20 protein-coding genes and 2 pseudogenes are annotated in these 24985 nt (G+C 41.1%); 11 read left to right on the forward strand and 11 right to left on the reverse strand.

The genetic code is table 11. The features are described from left to right. Nucleotides 1-8 precede the first annotated feature (8 nt). Nucleotides 9-1238, reverse strand: a complete 1230-nt coding sequence (gene secY2, locus P7J58_RS05860) for an accessory Sec system protein translocase subunit SecY2 (RefSeq protein WP_408555603.1) — start codon at nucleotides 1236-1238, stop codon at nucleotides 9-11. Between the two features lie 389 nt (nucleotides 1239-1627). Between secY2 and P7J58_RS05865 the strand changes: the two genes are divergently transcribed. From P7J58_RS05865 to P7J58_RS05910, 10 genes and pseudogenes are all read left to right on the forward strand, one after another. Beyond that, nucleotides 1628-2515 (forward strand): glycosyltransferase family 2 protein, encoded by an 888-nt coding sequence (locus tag P7J58_RS05865; protein WP_408555604.1) that lies wholly within the window; start codon nucleotides 1628-1630, stop codon nucleotides 2513-2515. A 56-nt stretch (nucleotides 2516-2571) separates the two neighbouring features. Beyond that, nucleotides 2572-5040, forward strand: a pseudogene (locus tag P7J58_RS05870) (SP_1767 family glycosyltransferase); the annotation flags it as partial. A 670-nt stretch (nucleotides 5041-5710) separates the two neighbouring features. After that, nucleotides 5711-7390 carry a glycosyltransferase gene (locus P7J58_RS05875; RefSeq protein WP_408555605.1) on the forward strand — a complete coding sequence of 560 codons (1680 nt, stop codon included), beginning with the start codon at nucleotides 5711-5713 and terminating at the stop codon, nucleotides 7388-7390. A gap of 9 nt (nucleotides 7391-7399) precedes the next feature. Continuing rightward, nucleotides 7400-9046, forward strand: a complete 1647-nt coding sequence (locus P7J58_RS05880; RefSeq protein WP_099877130.1) for a glycosyltransferase family 8 protein — start codon at nucleotides 7400-7402, stop codon at nucleotides 9044-9046. A gap of 61 nt (nucleotides 9047-9107) precedes the next feature. Further along, nucleotides 9108-10637, forward strand: a complete 1530-nt coding sequence (locus tag P7J58_RS05885) for a glycosyltransferase (protein ID WP_408555606.1) — start codon at nucleotides 9108-9110, stop codon at nucleotides 10635-10637. An 81-nt stretch (nucleotides 10638-10718) separates the two neighbouring features. Next, nucleotides 10719-11717, forward strand: coding sequence for a sugar transferase (locus P7J58_RS05890; protein WP_408555607.1), 999 nt, complete (start codon nucleotides 10719-10721; stop codon nucleotides 11715-11717). 13 nt (nucleotides 11718-11730) lie between these two features. Then, nucleotides 11731-12630: a glycosyltransferase family 2 protein gene (locus P7J58_RS05895; RefSeq protein ID WP_332439238.1), complete on the forward strand. Its 900-nt coding sequence runs from the start codon at nucleotides 11731-11733 to the stop codon at nucleotides 12628-12630. Further along, nucleotides 12620-13477, forward strand: a complete 858-nt coding sequence (locus P7J58_RS05900; RefSeq protein WP_408555608.1) for an acyltransferase — start codon at nucleotides 12620-12622, stop codon at nucleotides 13475-13477. The genes P7J58_RS05895 and P7J58_RS05900 overlap by 11 nt, the downstream gene beginning before the upstream one ends. 14 nt (nucleotides 13478-13491) lie before the next feature. Next, nucleotides 13492-14388, forward strand: a complete 897-nt coding sequence (locus tag P7J58_RS05905; protein WP_408555609.1) for a glycosyltransferase family 2 protein — start codon at nucleotides 13492-13494, stop codon at nucleotides 14386-14388. A gap of 78 nt (nucleotides 14389-14466) precedes the next feature. Further along, on the forward strand, nucleotides 14467-14739 hold the full coding sequence (locus P7J58_RS05910) for a phage holin (RefSeq protein WP_029188938.1): 273 nt from the start codon (nucleotides 14467-14469) through the stop codon (nucleotides 14737-14739). 742 nt (nucleotides 14740-15481) lie between these two features. On the opposite strand, the gene P7J58_RS05915 is transcribed toward P7J58_RS05910, so the two are convergent. From P7J58_RS05915 to trpX, 10 genes and pseudogenes are all read right to left on the reverse strand, one after another. Further along, nucleotides 15482-15850 carry a hypothetical protein gene (locus P7J58_RS05915; RefSeq protein ID WP_024376367.1) on the reverse strand — a complete coding sequence of 123 codons (369 nt, stop codon included), beginning with the start codon at nucleotides 15848-15850 and terminating at the stop codon, nucleotides 15482-15484. Nucleotides 15851-15860: 10 nt separating this feature from the next. Continuing rightward, nucleotides 15861-15998 (reverse strand): annotated as a pseudogene (locus tag P7J58_RS05920) (matrixin family metalloprotease); the annotation flags it as partial. 104 nt (nucleotides 15999-16102) lie between these two features. Further along, nucleotides 16103-16705 (reverse strand): protease, encoded by a 603-nt coding sequence (locus P7J58_RS05925; RefSeq protein ID WP_408555610.1) that lies wholly within the window; start codon nucleotides 16703-16705, stop codon nucleotides 16103-16105. Nucleotides 16706-16770: 65 nt separating this feature from the next. Beyond that, nucleotides 16771-17547, reverse strand: a complete 777-nt coding sequence (locus P7J58_RS05930) for an alpha/beta hydrolase (RefSeq protein WP_408555611.1) — start codon at nucleotides 17545-17547, stop codon at nucleotides 16771-16773. Nucleotides 17548-17715: 168 nt separating this feature from the next. Beyond that, complete coding sequence (locus P7J58_RS05935; protein WP_044774139.1) at nucleotides 17716-19377, reverse strand: ribonuclease J; 1662 nt, start codon at nucleotides 19375-19377, stop codon at nucleotides 17716-17718. A 256-nt stretch (nucleotides 19378-19633) separates the two neighbouring features. Continuing rightward, nucleotides 19634-20002, reverse strand: a complete 369-nt coding sequence (locus P7J58_RS05940) for a hypothetical protein (protein ID WP_408555612.1) — start codon at nucleotides 20000-20002, stop codon at nucleotides 19634-19636. A gap of 40 nt (nucleotides 20003-20042) precedes the next feature. Beyond that, nucleotides 20043-20528: a prolyl-tRNA synthetase associated domain-containing protein gene (locus P7J58_RS05945; protein WP_408555613.1), complete on the reverse strand. Its 486-nt coding sequence runs from the start codon at nucleotides 20526-20528 to the stop codon at nucleotides 20043-20045. An 87-nt stretch (nucleotides 20529-20615) separates the two neighbouring features. Next, complete coding sequence (locus tag P7J58_RS05950) at nucleotides 20616-21374, reverse strand: ABC transporter ATP-binding protein (RefSeq protein WP_408555614.1); 759 nt, start codon at nucleotides 21372-21374, stop codon at nucleotides 20616-20618. Continuing rightward, nucleotides 21371-22237, reverse strand: coding sequence for an ABC transporter permease (locus P7J58_RS05955; protein ID WP_408555615.1), 867 nt, complete (start codon nucleotides 22235-22237; stop codon nucleotides 21371-21373). The genes P7J58_RS05950 and P7J58_RS05955 overlap by 4 nt, the downstream gene beginning before the upstream one ends. 14 nt (nucleotides 22238-22251) lie before the next feature. Beyond that, entirely contained in the window at nucleotides 22252-23253 is a 1002-nt protein-coding gene (trpX, locus tag P7J58_RS05960) for a tryptophan ABC transporter substrate-binding protein (protein ID WP_408555616.1), read from the reverse strand. Nucleotides 23254-24068: 815 nt separating this feature from the next. Here trpX and P7J58_RS05965 point away from each other — a divergent pair. After that, on the forward strand, nucleotides 24069-24985 hold a 917-nt coding region (locus tag P7J58_RS05965; RefSeq protein ID WP_408555617.1), incomplete at its 3' end, for a transposase.

Raw genomic sequence — 24985 nt, forward strand, 5'->3', positions numbered from 1 at the left:
ACGTTCTCCTACTTCAATTCAAAGAGTGAACCATAGCGTTTCTTTAAGCCCATCATTTTCACTTCTTTGATAATTGTCAACAAAATACCTACAACCATCATAAAAATCCCTGGCAGTCCTGCAATCCTCTGAATATCTGGATAATCCAGACTAAGCAACAGAGGAAGACCAACCATAAACAGCAAGAAAACAGCATTGATGGTACCAATTTTAAAAATAAGGGAGATCAGGTAGGCCTTGGTTGGCTGACCTGGTCTAAGAAGAGGAATATAATCTCCTGTTCGACGCATTTCTCTTGTTTTTTCTGTTGGATTAACCGTTGTAAAGGCAAAACTGATGGTTAAAAGAGCCAATATAGCCAAAAAGAACAAAATCCCTTCCAAATTCGTCAATGTAAAATAACTAGCCAAATATTGAAAAATCATGGCCTGATTGGGAAACAAGAAAGACAAAAGCAAGAAAATATACTGCGGAAAAGCCAATAGGGTATAGGCATACATGAAAGGCATCCCACCCGATATATTGAGTTTAATAGGCATATAAGCCTCTTTCATCAAATCGTTCTTGATAGCAATCCGTTGGATAGGTATCCGGTATTCCGCATGGTCTAATACAACCGTTAAATAGATGGAAAGGGCTGTCCAGGCTAATATCAACCCTCCTACAAAAGCCAATTCTGTCTGGAATAAATCAAGGAAAAGAGGAAAAATATAAAGCTGCCCAACAATAATATTGATCAGAATGATAATAGCTGTCCCCCCCAGACCATAAGCAGCATTCATGCTGGCCAGCCAGCTAATCACAAAGGCACCTGCAATCGTGACCAAGGTTACAAAAAAAATCTCATCAATAATGGCTAGTTTGCCACCCTCGCCATAGTTCAATCCAATAGCCAGCCCCAAGCCCTGAATAAAGGCCAAAAGCAACATCAGAGCATTCTTACGAAACTCCATCATCCGTGGAGAAAGAGAGCTCTGCTTACTGCCAATTGAGAAGAGAGAGATGAGAATCGTAGCATACATCCAAGGCCCTAAACCTAGTGAAAAGATGGATAGCATAGGCAAACTACTTTGTGGTATCTGATGCCAAGGTAGTTCTTCAAGCGCTGTCTGAGGCAGATAGCCCGACAAATTCACTAAGGGAACAGGTAGATAACGACCTGCTAGAATGATAAACAAAATCAAACCTGTAACGAGGATTTTTCCTAAAACAGGATACCTAAAAAATAATTTATTCATCGCTAAATCTAACATTCTTTCAAGAAACTGTATTCACAAGTGAAGCGCTTGTATACTTGTAATAGAAGAGATTGTTTTTCGCTAATCAAGGCAGGTTGTTAGAGAATATTGACTGTATTTTGAAAACAACGAACAATGAGTAACTGAAAAACCAGCAGTTGCTGGAAGTGCTGAACTGTAAATACAGGTCCTAAGTTTCTATATCATTTTATTTTATCATAATGTCCATCGGAAGTAAATTGGTGGGTTGCTGGCAGCATATACTGGACAAGGATTTTCTTGCCTAAGAACCTGTATTCACAAGCAAAGCGCTTGTATCGAATTTTACTGTATAAATTGTCCATTTTGTGATAAAATAATCAAGTATACCTATCTAAAAGGAGATTCTCTTGAATAAGCCACTAATCAGTATTATTGTCCCTGTCTATAATGTCGAAAACTATCTGGATGAATGTATTCGAACGGTCCTCGGTCAAACCTACTCCAACTGGGAATTATTACTCATCAATGATGGCTCAACCGACTCATCCGGAACTATGTGTGATGACTATGCTAAAGGTGATGAGCGTATCTACATAAAGCATATAAAAAAAAGCAAAGGTGTGTCCGAAGCCCGCAATACTGGTCTGTCCCTTGCAAAAGGGGAGTATATTACCTTCCTAGACTCTGACGATGGTATTCGTGAAGATTTTCTAGAAACCTGTCTGACAACTGCTATTCAGCATGATGTCGACATTGTCATTGGTCACTTTTTCATCTGGGACGAGAGAAACCATACCTTCTACTACTTCGTTGAGCAGGCACAAAAGGATCAGACAGAATTTCTAACCGTTCAAGAAGCCCTCGACCGCCAAGTTGTTTGGAAAAACCTCAATACTGCCCCCTTTGTAATTCCGTGTGGTAAACTCTTCAAGGCTTCCTTATTCGATACTCTTCGTTTTCCCAAGAACAAAAGGTATGAGGATGAATATACCATTCACAAGACCTTTTTAAAAGCCAAGCAAATCGCACTGATTCATAGCGAATTTTACATGTACCGCCGTCATGGTCAGAGCTTTATGACCACCGACTTCAAACTAGAAACAGCCATGAACAATATCGAAGCCTTGGAAGAACGCATCGTTGATTTGGTTTTAGCCAAGAAGGATACGGAGCTGGTTCGCCAAAAACTCTATAATGTCCTATTACATACCAAACATGAATTAGAAGTCCATCAGTGTAGCGATAGCTTAGAATACCTACGTGTTTTAAACAAACTGGAACTATTTAGTGAATAAGAACCTCCTAATCAGAAAGAAACAAGCAATTTCCTATGAATACACCAACTATCCCCATCCGAGTAAAACCTATTTCTCAAAGCCTAGATTATATTTTGGAACACTCCTGCTCTGTCGCACGATTTGGCGATGGAGAGATGGACATTATTGCAGGTCACAGCATTCCTTACCAAGACTATGACCCTCAGCTAGCCAGTGAATTAAAAGAGATACTAGGACTTGAAAGCAACCAGCACTTCATGGTCTGTTTATCAGATGTTTTCGAAAACAGAGAACGCTATACAGACGCCTGTAATCATTTTTGGGAAGGGCACTTACAGCACTACCAAGACTACTACCGCCAGATTTGTAAAGCTCCTTGGTATGGAAGCACCTTTATCTCACGCCCTTATATCGACTTGGCTGATAAGAGCGTCTCGGCAGGCTATTTTCAAAGCTTAAAGCAGATTTGGATAGACAAAGACATCCTGATTGTCGAAGGCAAAACCTCTCGCTCAGGTGTTGGCAATGACCTCTTTCAAGAAGCCAAATCTATCCAGCGGATTATCTGCCCGTCAAAAAATGCCTACGCCCAAATAGACGAGATTATTTCGGCCATCAAGACCTACGGACAAGACAAACTAGTCCTTTTGATGTTGGGACCAACTGCCAAAGTCCTGGCCTATCGTCTGTCTAAAACAGGTATGCAAGCAATTGATATTGGCCATATTGATTCGGAGTATGAATGGTTTACCATGCAGGCTCAAACCAAAATCAAACTCCAGCACAAGCACACAGCTGAACATAATTTTGACCAGGATATCATCTTCACTGAGGATCAAGACTATCTACAACAAATTGTCTTAGACTTGACAGGTGAGGTCCTGCCGACTGTCCAAGAAAGTAAAACAATAGATATTGCTTTCTCTGTTAATAATCGCTATGCCCAATACCTTGGCGCCACTATCTTATCTATCCTCGCCCATCATCCAAAGGAAGAGGTACGAGTCCATATTCTTTACAAGGAGATTGCTCAGAGCATTCTCCAAGACTTGGGCAACCTAGCTCAACAAACTCCCAATTTAGAGTTGCACTTCCATTTGTTGGAAGACCAGCAGTTTTCAGCCATTCCTATCCGAACTGAACAATTTCCAATTGAATCCTTCTCCCGTTTCCTACTTCCAGAACTCCTAGCTGACTTGGGTCGAATTCTCTACCTAGACGTGGACATCTTGGTACATGGAAACTTGATGGAGCTCTTCCAAACGGATTTAGAGGAATATGAGCTTGGAGCAATCGTTGAAGCAGATATTTTCAAATACTACCAATGGTATCTGGATAGTCTGGGCTTTGGTCCAAATGATGCCTACTTTAGCTCAGGTGTGCTCTTGATGGACCTTGACAAGATGCGTCAGAATGGTACTACCAATCAGTTGATTGCCATAGCCTTAGAAAAGGCTCGAGACTATAAATTTCCTGACCAAGATATTTTAAATACCTACTACAAGGGACAGTTCAAGCAATTGTCACCTTCCTACAACTATACCGATGTCCGCAAGCAAAATAGGGAACTGACAGCTGACGAGATTGTCATCGAACACTTCAACGGTGACATCAAGGCCTGGCATGCTATCACAAAAATACCCGACTATCTCAAGGCTTCTGCCCTGACCTACCAAGACTATCAGGCAGCATTCATAGCCCTACAGAATAAGCCTGTGGTCAGCATCATTATCCCTATCGGCGAAGAAAGCCCTTATCTCCAAGCCTGCCTAGAATCTATCAGCGTGCAGACCTATCGCGAGCTTGAAATCCTCTTGGTGCAGAACAAAGCTTATTCACATAGCCAAGCGCTAATGGAGGCTTACCAGAAAGATAGCCGTTTCCACTTGCTCACCGTAGATACCGAGGTTACTACTCTCGATCAGGCTGGCATCCGAAAGGCAAACGGAGATTACCTAACCTTTGTACGTCAGACTGACTGGCTGGATTTAGAGTACATCGAGTGCTTATTGACCTCCTTGACTGAGAAAGATTGCCAGATCGCCCAGACCTCTTTCACTGTCTTTGATGAGGAACAGCAAAACTACCTCTTCTATTCAGAAGAGTTTCCAATCGGTACCGTCATAAAGAGCAAAGAACTACTTCAATGTTTACACAGCTTGATTTGGTTTGAAAAAGAAGGACATGAGAATTTGTTTGGAAAATTATTCCATGCCCAAATTTTCTCACCTATCTTTCATCGACAGTCATTAAACAACACAAAATTAGCCTATCTTGCCTATCTAACTGCTGGCAAAGTGGTGATTAGCCGTCACAAACTCTATGTACGTCGCTTTAAAGAAAAAGCTGAAAACTTAGAAATACTAAACAATAGAGTGGATGACCTAGCCTATCTCTTTACCTTGCTAGCCAATAACCAACTGTTGACCGTTGATTTTATGGATTACTATAAAGAACAAGCCCAACTACTAGCCAAGGAAAGCTATTGTCAAAATAATCATCAACTCTATCATCAAACCTTAGCAAGACTCAATCTACTCTAGCCAGCAGATAAGGTCATTTAGTTTCTCCTTTAATACTTCGACGAGGGGAGGCTGGGCTCAAGTCCAGCGCACTTCTCAGGGTTTGTGTCAACATCTCAGCGCAGTGGTTGATTGGCTTTAACAGTCTGGGGGAGTGAAACAGTTCAGTGAACTGTTTCAGCCCGAGCCTAGAAAGGAAAAAGCGAGGTTAAAGGTGGGAGATAAGATTTGCGAGGCAAATCTCAGCAGTTCGTGTTTTACACTCCAAATCTGACCATTACGATTGTTGCGAACAAAGTTCGCTTTATCTCCAACCTCAAACTGTCTCCCAGACAGTTTTGTAGCGAACTCTGTTCGCTCTATCTCCAACCTCCAAAGGTTCCCCGAACCTTTGTGTAGCGAACGAAGTTCGCTTTATCTCCAACCTCAAACTGTCTCCCAGACAGTTTTGTAGCGAACTCTGTTCGCTCTATCTCCAACCTCCAAAGGTTCCCCGAACCTTTGTGTAGCGAACGAAGTTCGCTCTATTTCCAACCTCAAACTGTCTCCCAGACAGTTTTGTAGCGAACTCTGTTCGCCTTATTTCCACCTTCAGTACAGACTGCGCTAAAAGTAAACTAACAGACCTTATTATCCACAAAAGAGGGCAAGACTAGGTAGATTTAGAACTAAAAAAACAAAGGAGAACCGGATGCATATCGCATTTAGTGCTACTGATTCCTATGCCGACTATCTAGGAACGACCATCTATTCCATCATTCAACACCATCCTAACCAGGAACTGCATTTCTATGTATTGACCAAATGGATGTCTGACCATAGTCGTTTTAAACTCAATCGCCTGACTTCTCAGCTGGTGAGCATTTCTTTTATTGAGATTGATAGTAAGACTTTTGAGCACCTTCCTTTGAAAGAAGGTATTTCGCTCGAAACCTATTTCAGGATCCTGTTGCCTAGCCAACTGCCAGAACTGGACCGCATCTTATATCTCGATTGTGACATCTTGGTAAAGGGCTCACTCAACCCTCTCTGGGAAAGTGACCTGACTCACCATTACCTGGCCGGAGTCAACGAATTGGACATGCTCCATGATAACTCCGATTATCGACAAAAAATCGGGTTCACCCCTCAGGATATTTATGTAAATGCAGGGGTACTTCTCTTTAACCTAGAGCTAATGCGCCAAGACAAGATTGAGGAATTCCTCTTTGCCAAAGCGCAAGAGATAAAGAATTACATTGAATATCAAGACCAAGATATTATCAATATCGGTTTGAAGGGGCAAATCCTAAACCTTGAAGCCAAGTACAATATGACTGCCTATCAACGCAAGGTCAAACATATCTCGCTGGAAGAAGCGGTCATTATCCACTTCAATTGGCACAAGCCTTGGAGAAAGGACCAAAATTATCTCCAATACAATCGCGAGAGTTTCGAACTCTATCGCAGAACCTTTCAAGCCTACCTCTCCACTGTCGAGCCAGCAGTTACTCTCCTAGTCAACGCTTGGCAGACCAGACCAGCCTCCCTCAGCCAATGCCTAGCCAGCGTCTTTGAGCAGGATTACAAGAACCTACAGATTCTACTCCTGCTACCAGAAGACCAACCTGAACTGGAAGAAATCCTGATTCCTTACCTGACCAAAGAGCATCCAGTAATGGTGATCAAAAAAGACTTTGCCACAAAAATGGAAGCCTATTATGCAGGACTAGCGCACATCAAAACCAGCTATTTCAGCATGATAGAGGCAGAGGACTGGCTGGACAAAACCCATATCTCATCCCTCTACCATCAGCTTGTGGAGCAAGATACCTTCATAGCCAGTGCGCCCTTTACCTTACTAGAAGAGGAGGAGGGGATCTACAAGATGTTTGAGCCTGACCTTGCTGACGGCCACCGACAAACCAGCTATTTGTTAGAAAACCTCTTCGGCTTAAAATGGTATGAAACTTTCCGTCATACCCACCTAGATGGCAAACTCTACCATTCCACTATCATCCAGAGAGCAGGTCAACTAGCCAGCTATCACTCAGAAGATTTACTAGCCTGCCTCTTCTACTTGGTCGGCGAATCTGTAGCCTTTGTCAACAACAGAACATATGTCAAACGCAGCTCATTCCTCTCAAAAGCCCAACTGGAAACTGAGGAAGCAATTCGTACTCGAATGGAAGAATTAAGTCGATTTGCTAGTTATCTAGCCTTCTGCAAGCTCTCTCTCTCTCATTACCAAACATACTACAAACAAGAACTCTATGACCTGCTTGTGACTGCCCAGAAACTAGAGAAAGAAGAGCTCGCTACCAAGATAGAAGCGAAGCTCAATGAATTGCAATTCTTAGAGCAACTTCCTCATCACAAGCCATTCTATTAAGGAAACATTATGAACCTAGCATTTACTGTCAGCGATTCCTATATAGACTACATGGGAACCACCCTCTATTCCATCATGGTGCATACAAGAAAATCCCCTGTTTCCGTCTATGTCCTCACATCTGATATATCAGACTATAGTCGCTTTAAACTTCAAAAATTAGAAGACCGCTTTCACAATCTAAACATCCATATCCTTGTGGTGGATGCCAAACAGTTCGAAGACTTACCTCTTAACCGTAGCCATATCACACGGCCTGAGGTTTATTTCCGCATGGCCTTTGCCAGTCTTCTTCCTGATTTAGACCGTATCTTGTACCTAGATAGCGATATTCTAGCTCAAAAGGATCTCCAGCCCCTCTGGGAAACTCCATTAGACGGGGCTTATATGGCCGCAGTTAGTGAACCACCATCAGAAGGCGGTTTTGACTACCGTCGGAGTATTGGGATGACGGACCCGACCTACTACTTTAACTCAGGGGTTCTACTCATGGACCTTAAAAAAATCAGAGAAGATAAGATTGAAAGCTTGTTATTCGAATGCGGACATACCATCAAGGATAAGATTCGTCTCCAAGACCAAGACATTATCAATGTCGCATTGGAAGGGAAGATAAAATCCCTAGACCCTATCTATAATTACGGCTATATGGAAAGGCAGGCAAATCTTCGCAAAGAGGCCGATATTGTGTTAAACCATTTTAGTTTAGAAAAACCTTGGAATCGCCAACTTGATGTTCCAGAGTACAATCGGCTCGCAGTCAATCGTTACTTGGAGTTTCATCAGGCCTATCTCCAGTTTATCGAGCCTAAAATCAGCCTAGTACTTCCTATTTTTGAAGCAGCAGACAACTTGGATAAAACCTTGGATTCCATTGCTCAACAAGTTTATCGCAATATTGATTGTATCATCTTGGATTATTCAGCCGATAGGGAAACAAAAGAAAAGTGTTTGGCAGCAGTGAAACCCTCCTCCATCTTCCGCTACTATCACTTTACACCAAATAATCAGCACAATTTTCTTAAAGAAGGTTTGGAAAAGATGGCAGGTAGCTATCTCAGTCTGATTTATGCAAATGATTGGGTAGACTCTTTCTATCTCGCCAAGCTCTTTCTAGCACTAGAAGAAAATCAGGCTGACATCAGCAAAGTCAGCTGTAGCCAATTTGAACAGACTACTGGTAACTTCTACTTTTTCAACCCCTTGTGGCAAGAAAAACAAGTTCTGGATGGAAAATCTTACCTACAACAGACCCAGCTGGCACCCAGCCAGCAGGTCGCCTATTACCAATCCTTGTCTGGTATGCTCCTAGCTCCCCAAGTGGTGACAAGGGCTTGGCAACGAAGAACAGACCTCCCAGACCAGCTCCTGACTCGATTCTTGCTACATTCCCAAGCAAGTCTGGTCTATCTACCAGAAGTAGCCTATATTTCTAGCAATAGTCGACCTGACCAAACCTTAATAACCAACAATCAAGAAGCCTCAGACTATCTGACTGCACTACAAACCTATCACGTCTTAACAAAGGGAGCGGACAAAGACTTCTATCGTCACGAACTGCTGTCCCTGTCTAATAACACAGCTACCCTACCTCCAAACTTGGCAGAAGAAATTGACATGCAGCTTGCACTTTTGGGGGAGGGAATTAAAATTTGATAAACTAAACCTTCCTACCCTGTTTTCATCTTATATAAATTGAAAGGGTTAAACTGAAACAATGATGACTGAAAATAAATTAGTAAGTCTCCTACTACCAATTTACAACGAAACAAGTCTAGCGACTATCGAAACAGTCTGCAAACAAAGCCACAAAAACATCCAACTCATCCTTCTAAACTACAATACTGAGGGAAATATTCAGAGGCAAGATGTCTGCTCCAAATACCCACTGGATGCGGAAAGTGTAGACATCTTAAAGGTCGACCCAGCAAGTCCTTCAGGACAAGACTTGCTCAAGCTGGTCAAAGGACAATACCTACTCAGTCTCAACCACATGGATGAACTGGATGATTCATTTATCGAAACAGCCTTGAACAGTGCTGAACAATACCAGTCTGATATTGTATTGCTGGAAAACTGTGACTTTAATGAAAACGATGGTAATTACTACTTCCATGCCAATCTATTCAAGGAAGAGACAGTGACGGCTGAAACTGTAAAAAAGCACTTCCAGACTTTCCCTAGACATAAAACCTATCTGACAAATCCCTATTGTAAACTCTTCAAAACAAGCTATGTAAGAGACAACAATATCGATTTAGCCCATGATTTGATCCCGAAGAGCTATGAAACCGACAAGATTTCTTATGTCAAAGAAACTCTCTATGTCTATCGAAAAATCAAAGAAGAGCTGATCAGTGTTATCGTCCCTGTCTACAATGTCGAGAATTACCTACACGAATGTCTGGATAGTATCCTCAACCAAACCTATCAAAATCTAGAAATTATCCTGGTCAATGATGGTTCGACCGATAGTTCAGGCAAGATTTGTGATGACTATGCCGCAAAAGATGGGCGGATAATGGTCATTCATCAAGAAAATGGCGGACTATCTGATGCTCGAAATAAGGGACTGGATGCCATGACTGGTCAGTTTGTAACCTTTGTTGATAGTGATGACTATCTTGGAAATCATTGCATCGAAACCTTATATATACATGCAAAAACTTGTCAGGCAGACATTGCCATTGGCAAGTATATAGAGTTTGAAGAAGATAACAAATTATTTGTATTTCCTAATTCTCAAAATAGTGTCAATAAAATAGAATTGTTGACTGGAGAGCAATGCCTTGAAAAATGTCATAGATATTTTTCATTTATTGCTGTGACTGCTTGGGCTAAACTATATAGAGCCAACTTATTCAATGATAACACCCCATATAAATCCATCAGATATCCTGTAGATATCTTGCATGAAGATCAGTACACGACGCATAAACTGTTTTTTAAAAGCCAAAAAAACATTTTTGTCGATGAATATCTATATGTGTACAGAAGACGAGAAAATAGCATAACCAAAACGCAACTATCAGAAAAGCGTATTATGGACGAAATCAAGGGCTTTGAAGAGAAAATAATTGACTTTGCCTTATTAAACAAAGATATGACCTATCTAAAAGAATGCTACATCTACTTACTAAACCAACATAAAACCTATCTTGAAAATCACCAGCAACAAGATTGCGAGGTGTATGAATATATAGGAAAAAGATTGATGACCTATTTCAATTGGCAAGATAAGCCTTAAAATAGTATGTTTTTTGGGTAGACTAGAAACAAATCGAAACAGTATAACAAGTACAAAAAATAAGACAATGAGAGGAAAACAATGAAAGTTCATATCACCAATCTCTACGGCCAATCCCCCCTGAGTGTCGCCCTTATGGCTCAAAACATGGTCGCAGATATTGCAAAAAAATTAGATATCAAAGAAATCGGCATTTATAGTTTCAATGCCGATGGCGAAAGCGTTGAAAATCTGGCTATTCGATTTGATGGCATGAACGCTGCTGTAGGAAATGGCGATGTTATCATCTTCCAAGCACCTAGCTGGAACGGTACCCACTTTGACCACGAGTACATTAAACGGCTCAAAATTTACGCTGGCATAAAAATTGTCATCTTTATCCACGATATTCCACCACTCATGTTCAGCTCCAACTTCTACCTGATGGAAAAGACCATTGAGATGTATAATATGGCTGACTTGATTATCGCCCCTTCACAGAAAATGCTAGACCTGCTCTACCAGCACGGTCTTCGGGTCACCAATACTCTCTTGCAAAATATGTGGGATCATAAAACAGATATATGGTTAGAAAAACCTGCCTTTCACCGTGTTGTCAACTTCACAGGAAATCCGCAACGTTTCCACTTTGTTGACGACTGGCAGTTTGCAACACCGCTCAATCTCTTTGCGCCAGAATATTACCCAACCAAACCCAACAATGTAGCCTACCAAGGTTGGAAATACAGTCTCAGCCTACTCCAAGAATTAAATAAAAATGGTGGCTTTGGTCTTGTCTGGTCTCAAGGGGAAGATGCAGAATATTATAATCTCAACGTTTCCTACAAATTAAGCACCTACATCGCAGCAGGTCTACCTGTCATTGCACCGCGTAGCCTCTCCAATGCCCACTATATTTCCGAATACAAGCTGGGGTTCCTTGTCGATAGTCTGGAAGAAGCCAATGCCATCGTTTCCTCTATCACTGAGGAAGAATACCGTTCCCTCCTTGATTCTCTTTGGAATTTCCGAGAACTGATTACGAAGGGCTACTTTGCTCAAAAGCTACTGACTGATACGGTTCATCAGGTTATGATTTAGGAGGAGACACAGTATGGACGATTTAATTTCAGTTATCGTTCCCGTCTACAATGTGGAAAAATATTTATCACAATGTTTGGAAAGCATCATCAATCAAACTTATAAAAATATAGAAATACTCTTAATAAATGATGCTTCTACCGATAACAGTAAACAAATCTGTCAGCACTATGCCCAGTTAGACAGTCGAATTAAACTATTCAATAAACCTGAAAACAGAGGGGTATCTGATTCTCGAAACTGGGGAATTGAAAACTGTGTGGGTGAGTATATTATCTTTATTGATAGCGACGATTACATCGAATACAACTTTATAGAAAAATTATACGAAGTGTCTATAGCTGAATATGCTGATATTGTGGTTGGGGAATATTATCGCTATATCGAAAATCAAGGAAACTTTATCATCCATGTACACAATATCATTAAAGAAGAATTATCCAAACATGATTGTATAGATAAAATATTTCTTGCTTATACAGATATTTTTAATTTTCCTGTTGCTAAGCTCATTAAGAAAAATCTATTTTTTAATGACTTTAAAGTAAGTTTTCCAACGGACATAAGAGTTTGTGAGGATCAATTCGTACTCTACCAACTATATCTAAAAAGTAAAAAAACGATTTACTACTCCTTAGCAGGCTACTGTTATAGAACCAGAACAGATGGTAACCTAACAAGCACGTTATCTGATCCAGAATCTATAGAAGATATTGTTGAAAACTACCTGACACAAGTTTTTGATTTATTCCTACACGGATATCCTTTAGAAAATAGTTTCCCTTACTATAGTTATCGAACAAGCAGATATCTTGCGATACTAGAAGAACGAGGAAAAACAAATACAGAAATATATAATAGACTATTAAAATTTGCCTATTTGATAGAAAATGGAAAGCAATATGAAACATAAACTACCAATCAATTATTTAGGCCAATACTATAATTTAGAACTTGAAGAACATGCTGATATTCAGGTTGCAGAAGGAGTCATAGCTAAAAACTTTTGTAGCTTTGAAGTCAAGAATTATGCCAAATTACGAATCGGCAAGCAGGTTTTTTTTAACTCCTCCTGTGTTCTAAGATGTATGGAGAAAGTGACCATCGGTGACTATTGTCTGTTTGGTGATGGAGTCAAAATTTATGACAACAATCACCACTACTCCCATCACCACATTGAAACCATCTCTTTTAGCACAGCCCCTATCACCATTGGACGACATTGTTGGGTCGGAGCTAATTCTGTTATCCTAAAGGGGGTGACCATCGGTGACAATGTGATCATCGGAGCAGGCTGCACTATCTATAAGGATGTCCCTGCCAATACCATTGTGACCTCATCAGGAACTATGACCTATCGACCTCGACCACAATTTGACAAACAGGTCACAACCTTTACGGCATCCGATACTCTGGAACACTTGGAATACCTGGTTACTTCCCTGCCGGATATTGCTTTCAATATCTTGGCTGGAACCCATATCTCTCCTCATCTCAATAGTTTTCGTCGTTTTAGCAATGTCAATATCTATAGCAATATCAACGATACTGAACTGGAAGATGAGATTTTGGATCGTACCTCCATCTATCTAGACATCAATCACTGGTGGGAAGTCAAAGACATCCTCAACCGCTGTCAGCAAAAACAAATTCCCATCTATAGTTTTGATACTGTCGCCCATCAACCAGAGCTAACGAATACCATGATTTCGAGTAACCATCCGGAAGAAATGGTGCAGGCTATTCAAAACTTTTTTTAAGAAAGGGATACCTAATGGAAAAGCCACTTATTTCAGTTATTGTCCCCATCTATAACGTAGAAAACTATCTCAGGCAATGTTTAGATAGTATTATTGGTCAAACCTATCAAAACCTAGAAATTCTTCTCATTGATGACGTTTCGACAGATAGTAGCGTAAGCATTTGTCAAGAATACCAAGCACGAGACGAGCGGATTCGTTTACTTAAAAAAATATGCAATTCTGGTGTAGCAAATTCACGAAATTTAGGTTTAGAAAACATGACTGGTGACTTTGTCACCTTTGTGGATAGCGACGACTACCTCGAAACAACATTCATCGAGGATCTGTTTACACAACTTACCCTCCATGAGGCTGATATCGTCATTGGAGAATACTATGGTTTCGATGAAAACAATGGCATCTACTATATCCATTCTCAAGAAGTGAGAACAGAAGTATTGACGATTGAAAACTATTTTTCACATTTATTGACTGTGGGGACTATTGCCTTCTTAACTGCTTGGGGCAAATTGTTCCGTAGTCACTTATTTACTTCAAAAGAACACAATAGATACATTCGCTTTCCGAATGTGAGAGTAGCGGAAGACAGGTATACGACACATTTGCTTGTCCTCAACAGTCATAAAACAGTCTATTATTCTAAAAATCTCTATTGCTACCGAAAAAGAAAAGGAAGTCTTTCAGACGCCCCTTCTTCACCTGTTAATACATTAAGTGATATCAAAGGCTATGAAACCTTGATTATTGACATGCTTCTTGCTGGTCTTGACCCTAGCCTTGCCGTGGATTGCTACAAACAGCGTCTCTTAAATCACCAACAGCGGCACCTGACTCACAAGGTAACCGAAAATGATACTTACCGGTATATCCTACAAAAATTAGGGATTCAATCCTCATCCGATAGTTAATCGGTCTACCATCGAATTAGAAAACAGCTATCCTTTTGGGCTATCAGGAGAAAATTTCAATGACAGAAAGGGATTCATATGAAACTAAAAGAACGTCTCAAACTCCATATGTTTTGGATTGGTCTTGTTTCCCTTATTCTCATGCTGATTGACAATATTGCCTCAAGTTATTTTGGCTACAATATCAGTCAGGAATTGAATAAGATCGAGCAAACCATTTGTATTATTCTCAGTATTCTTCTATTTTTGGGCATATTAAGTAACAAGAAAGACAGCTATGGTCAAGAAACCCTTGATACCATCAGCCACAAGAAAGAAGCTTCTGATAGGAGCACTACAGGGGAGCAGTAAAGCTTTGAAAACTTGATAGTGATTCAGGCTGACAGGTTGTGGCGGATATATAGCAAACCAAATCAAAAACAGGATTAGCTACGTTTATCAATTTGAGAACTCTAAAGTTATTTTAGGAGTGTGTTTCTAACACTATAACTCAAACTTGTCCTTTCCCTAATTCAAACCACTATAAAAAGCTGACCTTGTTATCCGGATTTTATACTCAATGAAAATCAAAATCAGACTAGCCCCCAAGGTTTGGGGAACCTTGGGGGGTTGGAAATAAAGCGAACGAAGTTCGCTACAAAAGGTTTGGGGAAACTTGGGTGGTTGGAAATAAAGCGAACGAAGTTTGCTACAAAAGGTTTGGGGAACCTTTGGAGGTTGGAGATAGGCGAACTTAGTTCGTTTCTACTTATGCAGATAGAACCCTGTTACTATTTTGTTTCAAGGTATAGTCATTTGAATTAACTTTGATACATCGTCACTTTCGGCTTGCCGTATTCTGCGAAAGTGAGGCTGGGCCCAAAAGACCAACCTCGCTTCTCAGGGTTCGTGTCAACATCTCAACTCAACAACTTAAAACGAAAAATTGTTGACGAACTCTTTTTATCTTGGTCGAGTTCTTTTCCGCTCCCCTTTCACTCATCAAATCAAGTCAACAAGGTCTGAGTTTGATTTTCGAAGAGTATTATAAGTCAAAAAAGCTGAGCAGACATCTAAGATGGCTTGCTCAGCTTCTTTTTTTCTTTTGTGATTTTTATACCTTCAATCCGCTAAGCAATTCCTTATTCTGCCAAAGTAGATAAAGACCACCGCCGATAATAATCAGCATGATGACAAACTTGATCAAGCCCTTAACAAAGCGGATGACCAACATCAATATCATAGATACAATCAGCCATCCCCAAGCGGAAGAATTGAGTAAGGTTTGCATACTCTCTAGACTGGCACCTGTCCAGGCCTTGATAGGTTCAGGGATTTTATCAAACCAGCTGCTATCTATACCGATTTGTTCCATAATCGAATGACTGGTAGACTGCATCCATGCAAAAATCCCAGCATTATAGAGAAAGAGCAGAGCTTGCTCAGGATAACGTTTTATTGTGTTTGTAATTGTTCGAAACATATTTTCCCTTCTATTCTGAATACAAGGCAAGGACCGCATCAATATCTGCTTGCTGGATACCATGATTAGAACCTGCCGATTCCATAACAGAGGTCTGACTATCTTCATGATCTAGGCCAATAGCATGGCCCAATTCATGCTCAGCTGTGAGGCTGGGCAAAAAGCCCAGGACCACTACTCAGAGTTCGTGTCAACATCTCAGCGCAGTGGTTGATTGGCAGATTTGTTCGTGTTTTGCACTCCAAATCTGGCCTAATCAACTGTGCGGGGGTGGGAAGACGAACTCTTTTTATCTTGGTCGAGTTCTTTCCCACTCCCATCATAACCATATTGGTCGTTTAATAAATAAAAACTATTCAGACGCACCGTTACCGAGCTATAATAATTCGTCAATAAATTAGTCGTTGAATTGGCCTCACCTGCTGCCTGGGTATTTCCATCATTCATCTCAGTAGCAATAATATCAGCCTGATTTGGATTACTTGTCATCACAAAAGTAAAGGCCCCTGTCGCATTCCAATTTGCAATGGCTGTTTCATAGGCAGCTACAAATGTTGGATTCTGGGTTTCAATGTAAACAGTCGCAGTATTGCTTTCCCATCGACCATGATCAGATGTATTGACCGTATCAGTCGTCAGGTGCTTAATGGTATTAACACCTTCTTCAATCGTCACTTCAGACTGTCCTTTGACCATCAATTGCACTTCCTGAGCTAAAGTTTGTAACATCTGAGGCGCTGCTTCCTGTTGAAAATAGAATAATAGACCTAGACCACAAGCCAACACCATTGATAACCAAATCAGACCCCAAAATGTCCGCCAAATCCTCCGTAGAATATTTCCAATAAGTTTCATAGACTATACCTCTTTCTAGAAATAGGTTTTAGTATAGCCATAATTTCTGAAACTTTTCTTAAAAACTAGGACAGTCTTTCTTCCAATTTGAAATCAATTGGCAACCAAGCCAATACCTTCTCAATCTGCTGATTCCAGTAGTACCACTCATGTTTACCAGGTCCGAAACTTGCCTCTATATCAAATCCCAGCTCTTTCAACTCCCCAACTGCCTTTTGATGCCCTTCAAAGAGAAAATCTTCCTCGCCACACCAGGCATAAAATTTGGTCTTTTTATCGGATTGTTTAGCAATTTCTAACAAATTATTTGGATTCTGTTTATCAGAAATGTCACCAAATACTCCTCGCCAATACGAAAGACTTCCCAATTCTGCTGTCGCTGGATTATCAAAATCAAAATACAATGCGCCTGAAAGCGAAGCTGCATGTGAAAAACGATTGGTCATCATGGCAATCTTGAAAGTCCCATAACCACCCATAGACAAACCAGCGATAAAATTCTTCTCCCGCTTGTCAGACATATTTGGGAAAAATCGTTTGAGAATTTGAGGCAACTCTACTGCAATGGCATCGAAGTAATTCATACCGTAAGTGGTATTGGTATACCAGCCTTTATCTGTATTGACCATAACCACGATAAGATTGGTATAACGAACCAATCGTTCCACTATAGAACGATTCAGCCAGGAATCCTGATTGCCTCCCATACCGTGCAAAAGATATAGGACAGGAATATCGTTGTCATCAGGATTTTCCACACGATTGCGATCTGGATATAAAACCGTAACCTGTCTAGACATATCTAGAGCTTCTGAGTGGTATTCAATTTTCATTATTGCCATAAATCTTCTCCTTATGGTAAAGAGCCTGAGTTGCCCTCGGCTCTTCTTATGTATAGTCGAATGAATTAGCTTTCAGACAAGGAACTGAGGTGCAGGCTGTACTAGAGTACGGCAAGCCGAAAGTGACGATGTATCAAAGTTAATTCAAATGACTATATATAAATCAGCTTACTTGACTTCCATAATTACCGGTAAAATAGCTGGGCGACGTTTGGTTTGGTCAAAGAGGAATTTTGCTAAATCATCGCGAACAGCACTCTTAAGCTCTGTCCAGTCAAAGCTATCCTTTGTAAAGTAATTTTCCACCGTTGTATTCACCAATTCTGATGCCTCACGCAAGATGTCCTTGCTCTTTTTCACGTAGACAAAACCACGGGTATTGACCTTGGCCTTGGAAATGATTTTTTTCTCACGGCGGTTGACAGTGATAGCCACGATAAAGATACCGTCTTCTGAGAGGATCTTACGGTCACGAAGGACGATATTTCCAACATCGCCCATGGCATTTCCGTCAATCATGACATCACCAGCAGGAACCGCTCCGCTATGGACAAAATCCCCCTCTTCAAAAGCCATGACATCCCCACGCTTAACGATGATAATGTTTTCTGGATACATACCGATTTCAAGCGCAGCCTTAGCGTGAGCATCCAATTGACGATACTCCCCTTGAACTGGGAAAAGATATTTAGGCTTCATGATGTTGAGCATGAGCTGCAAATCACGCGCATTGCCGTGACCAGATACACGCAGTTTTTTTGTAATGGATTTGACCGTTCCACCAGCCTTGTAAATCAAGTTTTCTACACGAGCAACAACCGCTTCTTTTGAAATACTTGGAGTGGTAACAATATAAACTAGATCACCTTCTTTGATTTCAACGTAGCGATGTCTACCGATAGACATTTTACGCAATCCATTTAACGGCTCGCCCATACGACCAGTTTCTAGAATAATCAATTCATGGTCTTCATACTTGTTCATATCCTTTGGTTTTACCAACAAGCGTTCGCTGACCAAACGAAGTTTTTTCAATTGAATCGCTGTTCGGACAATGTTTTCCACATCATGTCCTGTCAACACGACACGACGACCAGTTGCTTCTGCTGCATCAAAAATCTGTTGAATACGTACAATATTGCTGGCAACTGCTGCCACAATAACACGCCCGTCACAGTCAGCAATCGTATTCAGAATTTCCTCCCCGGCCTCATGCATGCTCGCTACTTGAACATTGCTATCTGCATTTGCTGAGTCTGATAAGAGGGCCAACACACCTTCGTTACCGATTTCAGCCAATCGCCCAAAATCCGTACGATAAAACTTATCTGCCGCCTGGTCAAACTTAAAGTCACCTGTGTAAACAATATTTCCTTCATCCGTCTTAACGACAATTCCTAAACTCTCTGGAATAGAGTGGGTCGTCTGAAAGAAAGATACCACTGAATCCCCGAAATCAATTTCAGTTTCAGCATTGATAACATGGAAATCATTAAATTTCTTAGTAGCATTATTCCCCTTGACAAGTAGCTTAGCCAATTCAATCGTCAAGTGCGAACCAAATACTGGCACTTTCACTTTCTCCAAGAGATAAGGAAGCGCCCCGATAGCATCTGCATGCCCGTGAGATAAAAAGACCCCTGCTACACGGTGCTTATTTTCTTCCAAATAATCGAAATTTGGGACGACTACATCCACACCTAACTGTTCATTCTCAGGATACTTTGCCCCTGCATCCAAAACAAAAATATGTTCATTCACTTCGGCAATGTACAGGTTTTTTCCATTTTCACGTACACCTCCGAGAGCCATGATTTTTATGCTACTCATTTTTTCTCCTTTTTGGACATCCCACAGGTGTCCATTTTATTTTTCTTACCAACGGTCCTTGGGATGCCCAAGTCGAATTACAGTCTGCTATGTCGGAGCTCTATTTGCAAAAGACACACCTTGGTTCAAAATTATATTCAACCATCAACGCAACTTTTAAATAGAAATACCTAAATAGCTATCGCTTCTATTATACATTTTTTCAAGAAAATTTACAAAAAACTCCGCTGAAAATCAACGAAGTTCTACATATACATTAGTAACCATGTCCCTTATGTTCCCACTTACCACCAACATTCCGCACTAAAATCCATTTCCAATCCGTATGGGTACTATTAGGCTCTAAGGTGGGCTCTGCTCCCTCAGCTGCTACCTTAAAAGACGAAGTTAGGATAATAGCTTCCTCTGCACCATAGTGCTCCGCCCACTCATCAAATTCCTTTTCATTATCACCACTATAACCGATAGTCAGCAATTTACAACTGTTAAAATGGTGATCAAAGTAATCTTGAACGACAAAAATAGCCGCCTCAATCTCTTTTTCCGTATACAATTCTGATTGTTCCATCGGTTCAATCTCTGCCTGATAAGCTGCTCCTGTCCGACATCCTACCAAAAAAGACAACACAATAGACTACAAATAGCTAAACATTTTCTCATCTTTGTTACCCCAAGTCAACAATCGTTGCTGAAAAGCCAATCTCTTCTACAAAACGCAAAACATCTTCTGTCTTTACAAAAATCGTTTTCGTATTAACATTGGGGTGGAAAGTTAGAATGGGTTCAGAAAGGATTTCTTTATCAAAAAAGACTTGAATATCCTTATCAACATTATGTAACAAGCCAAAAACAGATACCGCACCCGCAGGCAAGTGCATTTTTTCCATCAAGCTATCACTCGAGGCCAGCCGAATGCGGTTGGCTCCCACCAAATCATGAAACTGGTCCATATCCAGCTGCTTTTGATCATCCATAATCAGCAAATAGTAGGCTGTCTTTTTCTTATTAGTCAGAAACATGGACTTGGTCCGTACTCCTTCTAAGCCTTCAATGTAACGGTCTGCTTCCTCAGTTGTCAGAGCTGGTGGATGCTCTACAACGGTATAGTCCATTCCAAAGTCAGCTAAGCTTTCAAAAACCAATTTATCCATGACAGCACCTCTTGACATATTTAGTATATTATACTGCTTTTTAACTAAAAATTCAAAGGATAATAAAAGCCTGGATTTCTCCAGACTTTAATCAAACAACTTATAATAATCTTCCAGTTTCATCTGGGACTTCTCTTCGCTAGTTTGGTCTTGTATAATCTGACCATTTTTCATGACAATCAAGCGATTACCGTGACGCAGAGCATCTTCCATCTGGTGAGTGACCATGAGGGCCGTCATTCCCTTGGTCTCAATCAACTCGTCCGTTAATTGCATCAAGGATTGGCTGGTCTTAGGGTCAAGGGCTGCAGTATGCTCATCCAAGAGTAAAAGTTCAGGCTGTTTCAAACTCGCCATCAACAAACTCAATGCCTGGCGTTGACCACCTGAGAGGAGCCCCGCTGGCGTATCCAGATGTTTTTCTAGACCATTTCCCACTCTCGGCAAAAGCTGGGCAAATTCTTCCGTCTGTTGGGCCAATCTGCGTGGCACTAAGCCCCGCCCCTCACCACGATACTTGGCGATGAGCATATTTTCTGCCACTGTCATCCGCGGAGCAGTTCCCATTTTAGGATCTTGGAAAACACGCGCCAGATACTTAGCACGTTTTTCCGCAGGCCAATTGGTTACATCCTCACCAAGAATATGGACTGAACCACTGGTCAAGGGCAAGGTTCCAGCAATGACATTAAAGAGAGTTGACTTCCCAGCCCCATTTCCACCTAAAATAGTAATAAAATCCCCTTGGTAGATGGTCAGATTGACATTATCCAAAATCACACGTTCTTCATCAAAACCGTTTGTCACCACCTTGGTGGCATTTTTTAATTCAACAATTGCTTTCATCGTGACAGACTGGCTCCTTTCAGAAGTTTATTTTTCAACTCAGGAACCATGAGACAAGTTGCCAGAATCATGGCTGAGAAGATACGGAGGTAGCTGGTATTGATACCGAGGGAAATGACCACCAAAATTAAGAACTGATAGAAAATCGCTCCGACAACAATGGCCAAGAATCGTTCTAACATAGTAAGGTTACCATAAATTACCTCACCGATAATCAGACTAGCCATACCGACCACAATGACACCAATACCACGCGACACATCCGCATAGCCTTCTTGTTGTGCAATCAAGGCACCTGCAAGAGCGATAATCCCATTTGAAAGAACAAGACCTAGCAACTCCATTCGACTTGTATTGATACCAAAACTGCGTGCCATATCTGGATTATCCCCTGTTGCAATAAAGGCTTGACCTAGCCGAGTATAAAGGAAGAACATCAAGGCTCCAATGACTAGGGCAACACTTCCCAAACCTAGCACGAGACCATTTACTTGCTCGGAAAATGGAATCAAGTCCTGCAATCGACTGGTATTTAACAAGCCTAGATTTGCCCGTCCCATGATAAAGAGTATAATAGAGTGGCATGAAGACATGACCAGAATACCTGCCAATAGAGTAGGAATTTTTCCCTTGGTATAGAGCAAGCCCGTAACCAATCCTGCCAAGCAACCTGCCAAAACAGCAGCCAGAGTAGCCAAGACAGGATGAACTCCCTGTGTCAGTAAGGTTACTGCAACTGCTCCTCCAAGCGGAAAAGAGCCTTCAGTTGTCATATCTGGGAAATTCAAAATTCGAAAGGTGACAAATATGCCCAAACCTAGTACAGCCCATAAGAGAGCCTGTGAAACTGTTGATACTATCATAACTTTCCTTTGTTTTATTCGATAACCTTGCTTGCCTGATTGATAACGTCCTCAGACAAGCTAATACCTAATTCTTTTGCGACTTTCTGGTTGACTACGACAGTACCTTCATTGAAAATTTGCACTGGTGTATCCCCAGGATTTGCACCGTCTAAGATTTTGGCAGCCATTTTACCTGTTGCCACACCCAAGTCATATTGGCTGAGGGTTACTGATGCAATACCTCCACCTTCGACCATGTCTTCTACACTGGTGAAAATAGGAGTTTTGGTTTTATTTGCCACAGAAACGACTGTTGAAAATGCAGACGCGACTGTGTTATCTACTGGCGTGAAAAGAACATCTGCTTTGCTGGTTGCCACTTCTACTGTAGCTGCCAATTCATTGCTAGAAGCCACTGCATATTCAAGGACAGTATAGCCTGCTTCTTCCGCTGCAGCCTTAAATTCTGCTACTTGAATTTTTGAATTGTCTTCATTTGAAGAATAGAGGACGCCGATTGATTTTGCCTCTGGTGTGATTTCCTTGATGAGAGAAACTGCGTCTGCTACAGGTGTCTGGTCAGATACCCCTGTGATATTTCCACCAGGATTTTTCAAGTCTTTGACCAAGTTGGCACCAACTGGGTCTGTTACCGCACCCATGATGATTGGCAATTCTGTCGTAGCATTTGCCAACCCCTGTGCAGCTGGTGTCGCGATACCGATCAAGAGTTCATTGCCATTGTCCACCAATTTTTTACTCATGGTTTGAACCTGTGACTGGTCAGCCTCTGCATTCATAAAATCAATGTCCAAATTATCCGTTGTGGTATAACCACCTTCTTTAAGGCCTGCCTTGATTCCCTTATAAATCTCATCTAATGAATCATGGGTCACGAACTGCAGAACCCCAATTTTAACTTTTTCTGTGCTATTCGTTGAATTGTTCTGTTCTTTTTGCGTCATAAACAAAGCAGCAACTACCATAACAGTAAGGGCAACAATTGTAGCAAGTAAATTTTTATTTTTCAACATATTCATTCTCCTCGTAAAATACACAATATACAATTTCTACGTCATCAATATATTATCCCACCATCGCCATCGTTTCATCATGATTACCTCTTAATTTCTATCATTGTCAAAGTAGAATGTCATTATCTGTATTTCATTTTTTCAATTGAACGACAATCTACCAAGACAAGGAAAAAGCCCCCGCATACTGAAAAACAGTATGCGAGGGCGTCAATGACACGGTGCCACCTCACTTATGGGAATTGTCTAGAATTCTCCCATATCTCATCTCCTCCAACAAGGAGTTGCACTGTAAGGTGTGCCGACCGAACTATCATTGTTTTAAGTTCATTTGCGTGACTGTTTTGGCTGAGTACTTTGTTAGCTCTCCTTGCTATACCGCCAGTATAAGCTACGTCGACCTGCCTCGTACTCAGCCAAAACAGTCTACGCAAAGTATGCTATGCCAAACAATCATTGTGAATTTAGGGCATTTTAGGACTAGGCAGTCGGGCGAAGGCAGTACTGGTGGTACGGCAAGACCGACTAACGACGTCATAAAATAGACATAAATGCACATCAGCCCATTTCATAAAACTCCGCCACCTGTTCCCAGTACCACAGGCTCCCTGAAGACTTCTGCTTTACTACTTCTTCTGATTACAGATGATTATACGGCATCCATCAATCTTTGTCAATACTTTTGATTAAATTTTCTGAAAACTTTTTATGTGCTAAATTCCCAAAGTAAGTTCTAGTCTGTCTTAAAAACTGGAAATTAGACTGAGACAAAGAAATAAGGTAGAACTTACTATGGGACAAGTTGGTAACTGACAATGAAAAACAAACACTTAACTCTCTCTGATCGCAATGATATTCAAATAGGAATTGAACAACTTAAGCCCTTCTCAGCTATCGCTGTTAAGCTAGGAAAAGACCCGTCCACAATCTCAAAAGAAGTTCGGAGAAATAGGGTGATAAAGGAGAACTCTAGTACATCTAATTGCGAGGCCTGCCCTCTACTCAAAAAGGCTCCCTACGTTTGTAATGCCTGTCCGAAAAAGAGAACCAATTGTGGATACCAGAAACAGTTCTACTACGCAAAAAGAGCTCAGCTTGATTATGAAGCTAAGCTCTCAGATTCGAGAACAGGTGTTGCCCTAAATAAAGAAGAATTCTATCGCATGGACGAGATTGTCTCTTCTGCCATCCAAAAGGGACAACACCTCAACCACATCATCGCCTCAAACGAACTGTCGGCATCCAGAGCTTCCATCTACCGATACCTTGAAAAAGGCTATCTGTCCACAAAGCCTATTGATTTCCCTCGTGTCGTAAAATTCAGAAAGCGGAGAACCAGAAACCTACAAGCCATTCCTAAATCTGCCAAAGAAGGACGGTCTTACGAGGACTTCCAAGGCTTTCTCACAGAGAAAGGAATCAGCTATTGGCTGGAAATGGATACCGTTACTGGACGGATCGGCGGAAAGGTACTTCTCACCTTTAACCTCTCCTTCTGTAACTTTATCTTCGCTCGGTTACTTGATAATAAAACAGCTAATGAGGTCGCTAAACACCTCTACGCTATCAAGAACGACCTGCATCAGAAAGAGATGAGCTTCTGCGAACTATTCCCTGTCATTCTGACCGATAATGGTGGTGAATTCGCTAGAGTAGACGACATCGAAATGGATGTTCGTGGAGAATCTAAGCTATTCTTCTGTGACCCAAATCGTTCTGACCAGAAAGGGAG

Source organism: Streptococcus suis (genome assembly GCF_046032535.1).
Taxonomy (GTDB): Bacteria; Bacillota; Bacilli; order Lactobacillales; family Streptococcaceae; genus Streptococcus; species Streptococcus suis_AK.

Coding starts and splice junctions, on each gene's coding strand:
- P7J58_RS05885 (WP_408555606.1), top strand. CDS start 9,108: ATGATGACTGAAAATAAATTAGTAAGTCTCCTACTACCAATTTACAAC.
- P7J58_RS05880 (WP_099877130.1), top strand. CDS start 7,400: ATGAACCTAGCATTTACTGTCAGCGATTCCTATATAGACTACATGGGA.
- P7J58_RS05900 (WP_408555608.1), top strand. CDS start 12,620: ATGAAACATAAACTACCAATCAATTATTTAGGCCAATACTATAATTTA.
- P7J58_RS05925 (WP_408555610.1), bottom strand. CDS start 16,705: ATGAAACTTATTGGAAATATTCTACGGAGGATTTGGCGGACATTTTGG.
- P7J58_RS05935 (WP_044774139.1), bottom strand. CDS start 19,377: ATGAGTAGCATAAAAATCATGGCTCTCGGAGGTGTACGTGAAAATGGA.
- P7J58_RS05895 (WP_332439238.1), top strand. CDS start 11,731: ATGGACGATTTAATTTCAGTTATCGTTCCCGTCTACAATGTGGAAAAA.
- secY2 (WP_408555603.1), bottom strand. CDS start 1,238: ATGAATAAATTATTTTTTAGGTATCCTGTTTTAGGAAAAATCCTCGTT.
- P7J58_RS05910 (WP_029188938.1), top strand. CDS start 14,467: ATGAAACTAAAAGAACGTCTCAAACTCCATATGTTTTGGATTGGTCTT.
- P7J58_RS05950 (WP_408555614.1), bottom strand. CDS start 21,374: ATGAAAGCAATTGTTGAATTAAAAAATGCCACCAAGGTGGTGACAAAC.
- trpX (WP_408555616.1), bottom strand. CDS start 23,253: ATGTTGAAAAATAAAAATTTACTTGCTACAATTGTTGCCCTTACTGTT.
- P7J58_RS05915 (WP_024376367.1), bottom strand. CDS start 15,850: ATGTTTCGAACAATTACAAACACAATAAAACGTTATCCTGAGCAAGCT.
- P7J58_RS05905 (WP_408555609.1), top strand. CDS start 13,492: ATGGAAAAGCCACTTATTTCAGTTATTGTCCCCATCTATAACGTAGAA.
- P7J58_RS05945 (WP_408555613.1), bottom strand. CDS start 20,528: ATGGATAAATTGGTTTTTGAAAGCTTAGCTGACTTTGGAATGGACTAT.
- P7J58_RS05875 (WP_408555605.1), top strand. CDS start 5,711: ATGCATATCGCATTTAGTGCTACTGATTCCTATGCCGACTATCTAGGA.
- P7J58_RS05955 (WP_408555615.1), bottom strand. CDS start 22,237: ATGATAGTATCAACAGTTTCACAGGCTCTCTTATGGGCTGTACTAGGT.
- P7J58_RS05890 (WP_408555607.1), top strand. CDS start 10,719: ATGAAAGTTCATATCACCAATCTCTACGGCCAATCCCCCCTGAGTGTC.
- P7J58_RS05930 (WP_408555611.1), bottom strand. CDS start 17,547: ATGGCAATAATGAAAATTGAATACCACTCAGAAGCTCTAGATATGTCT.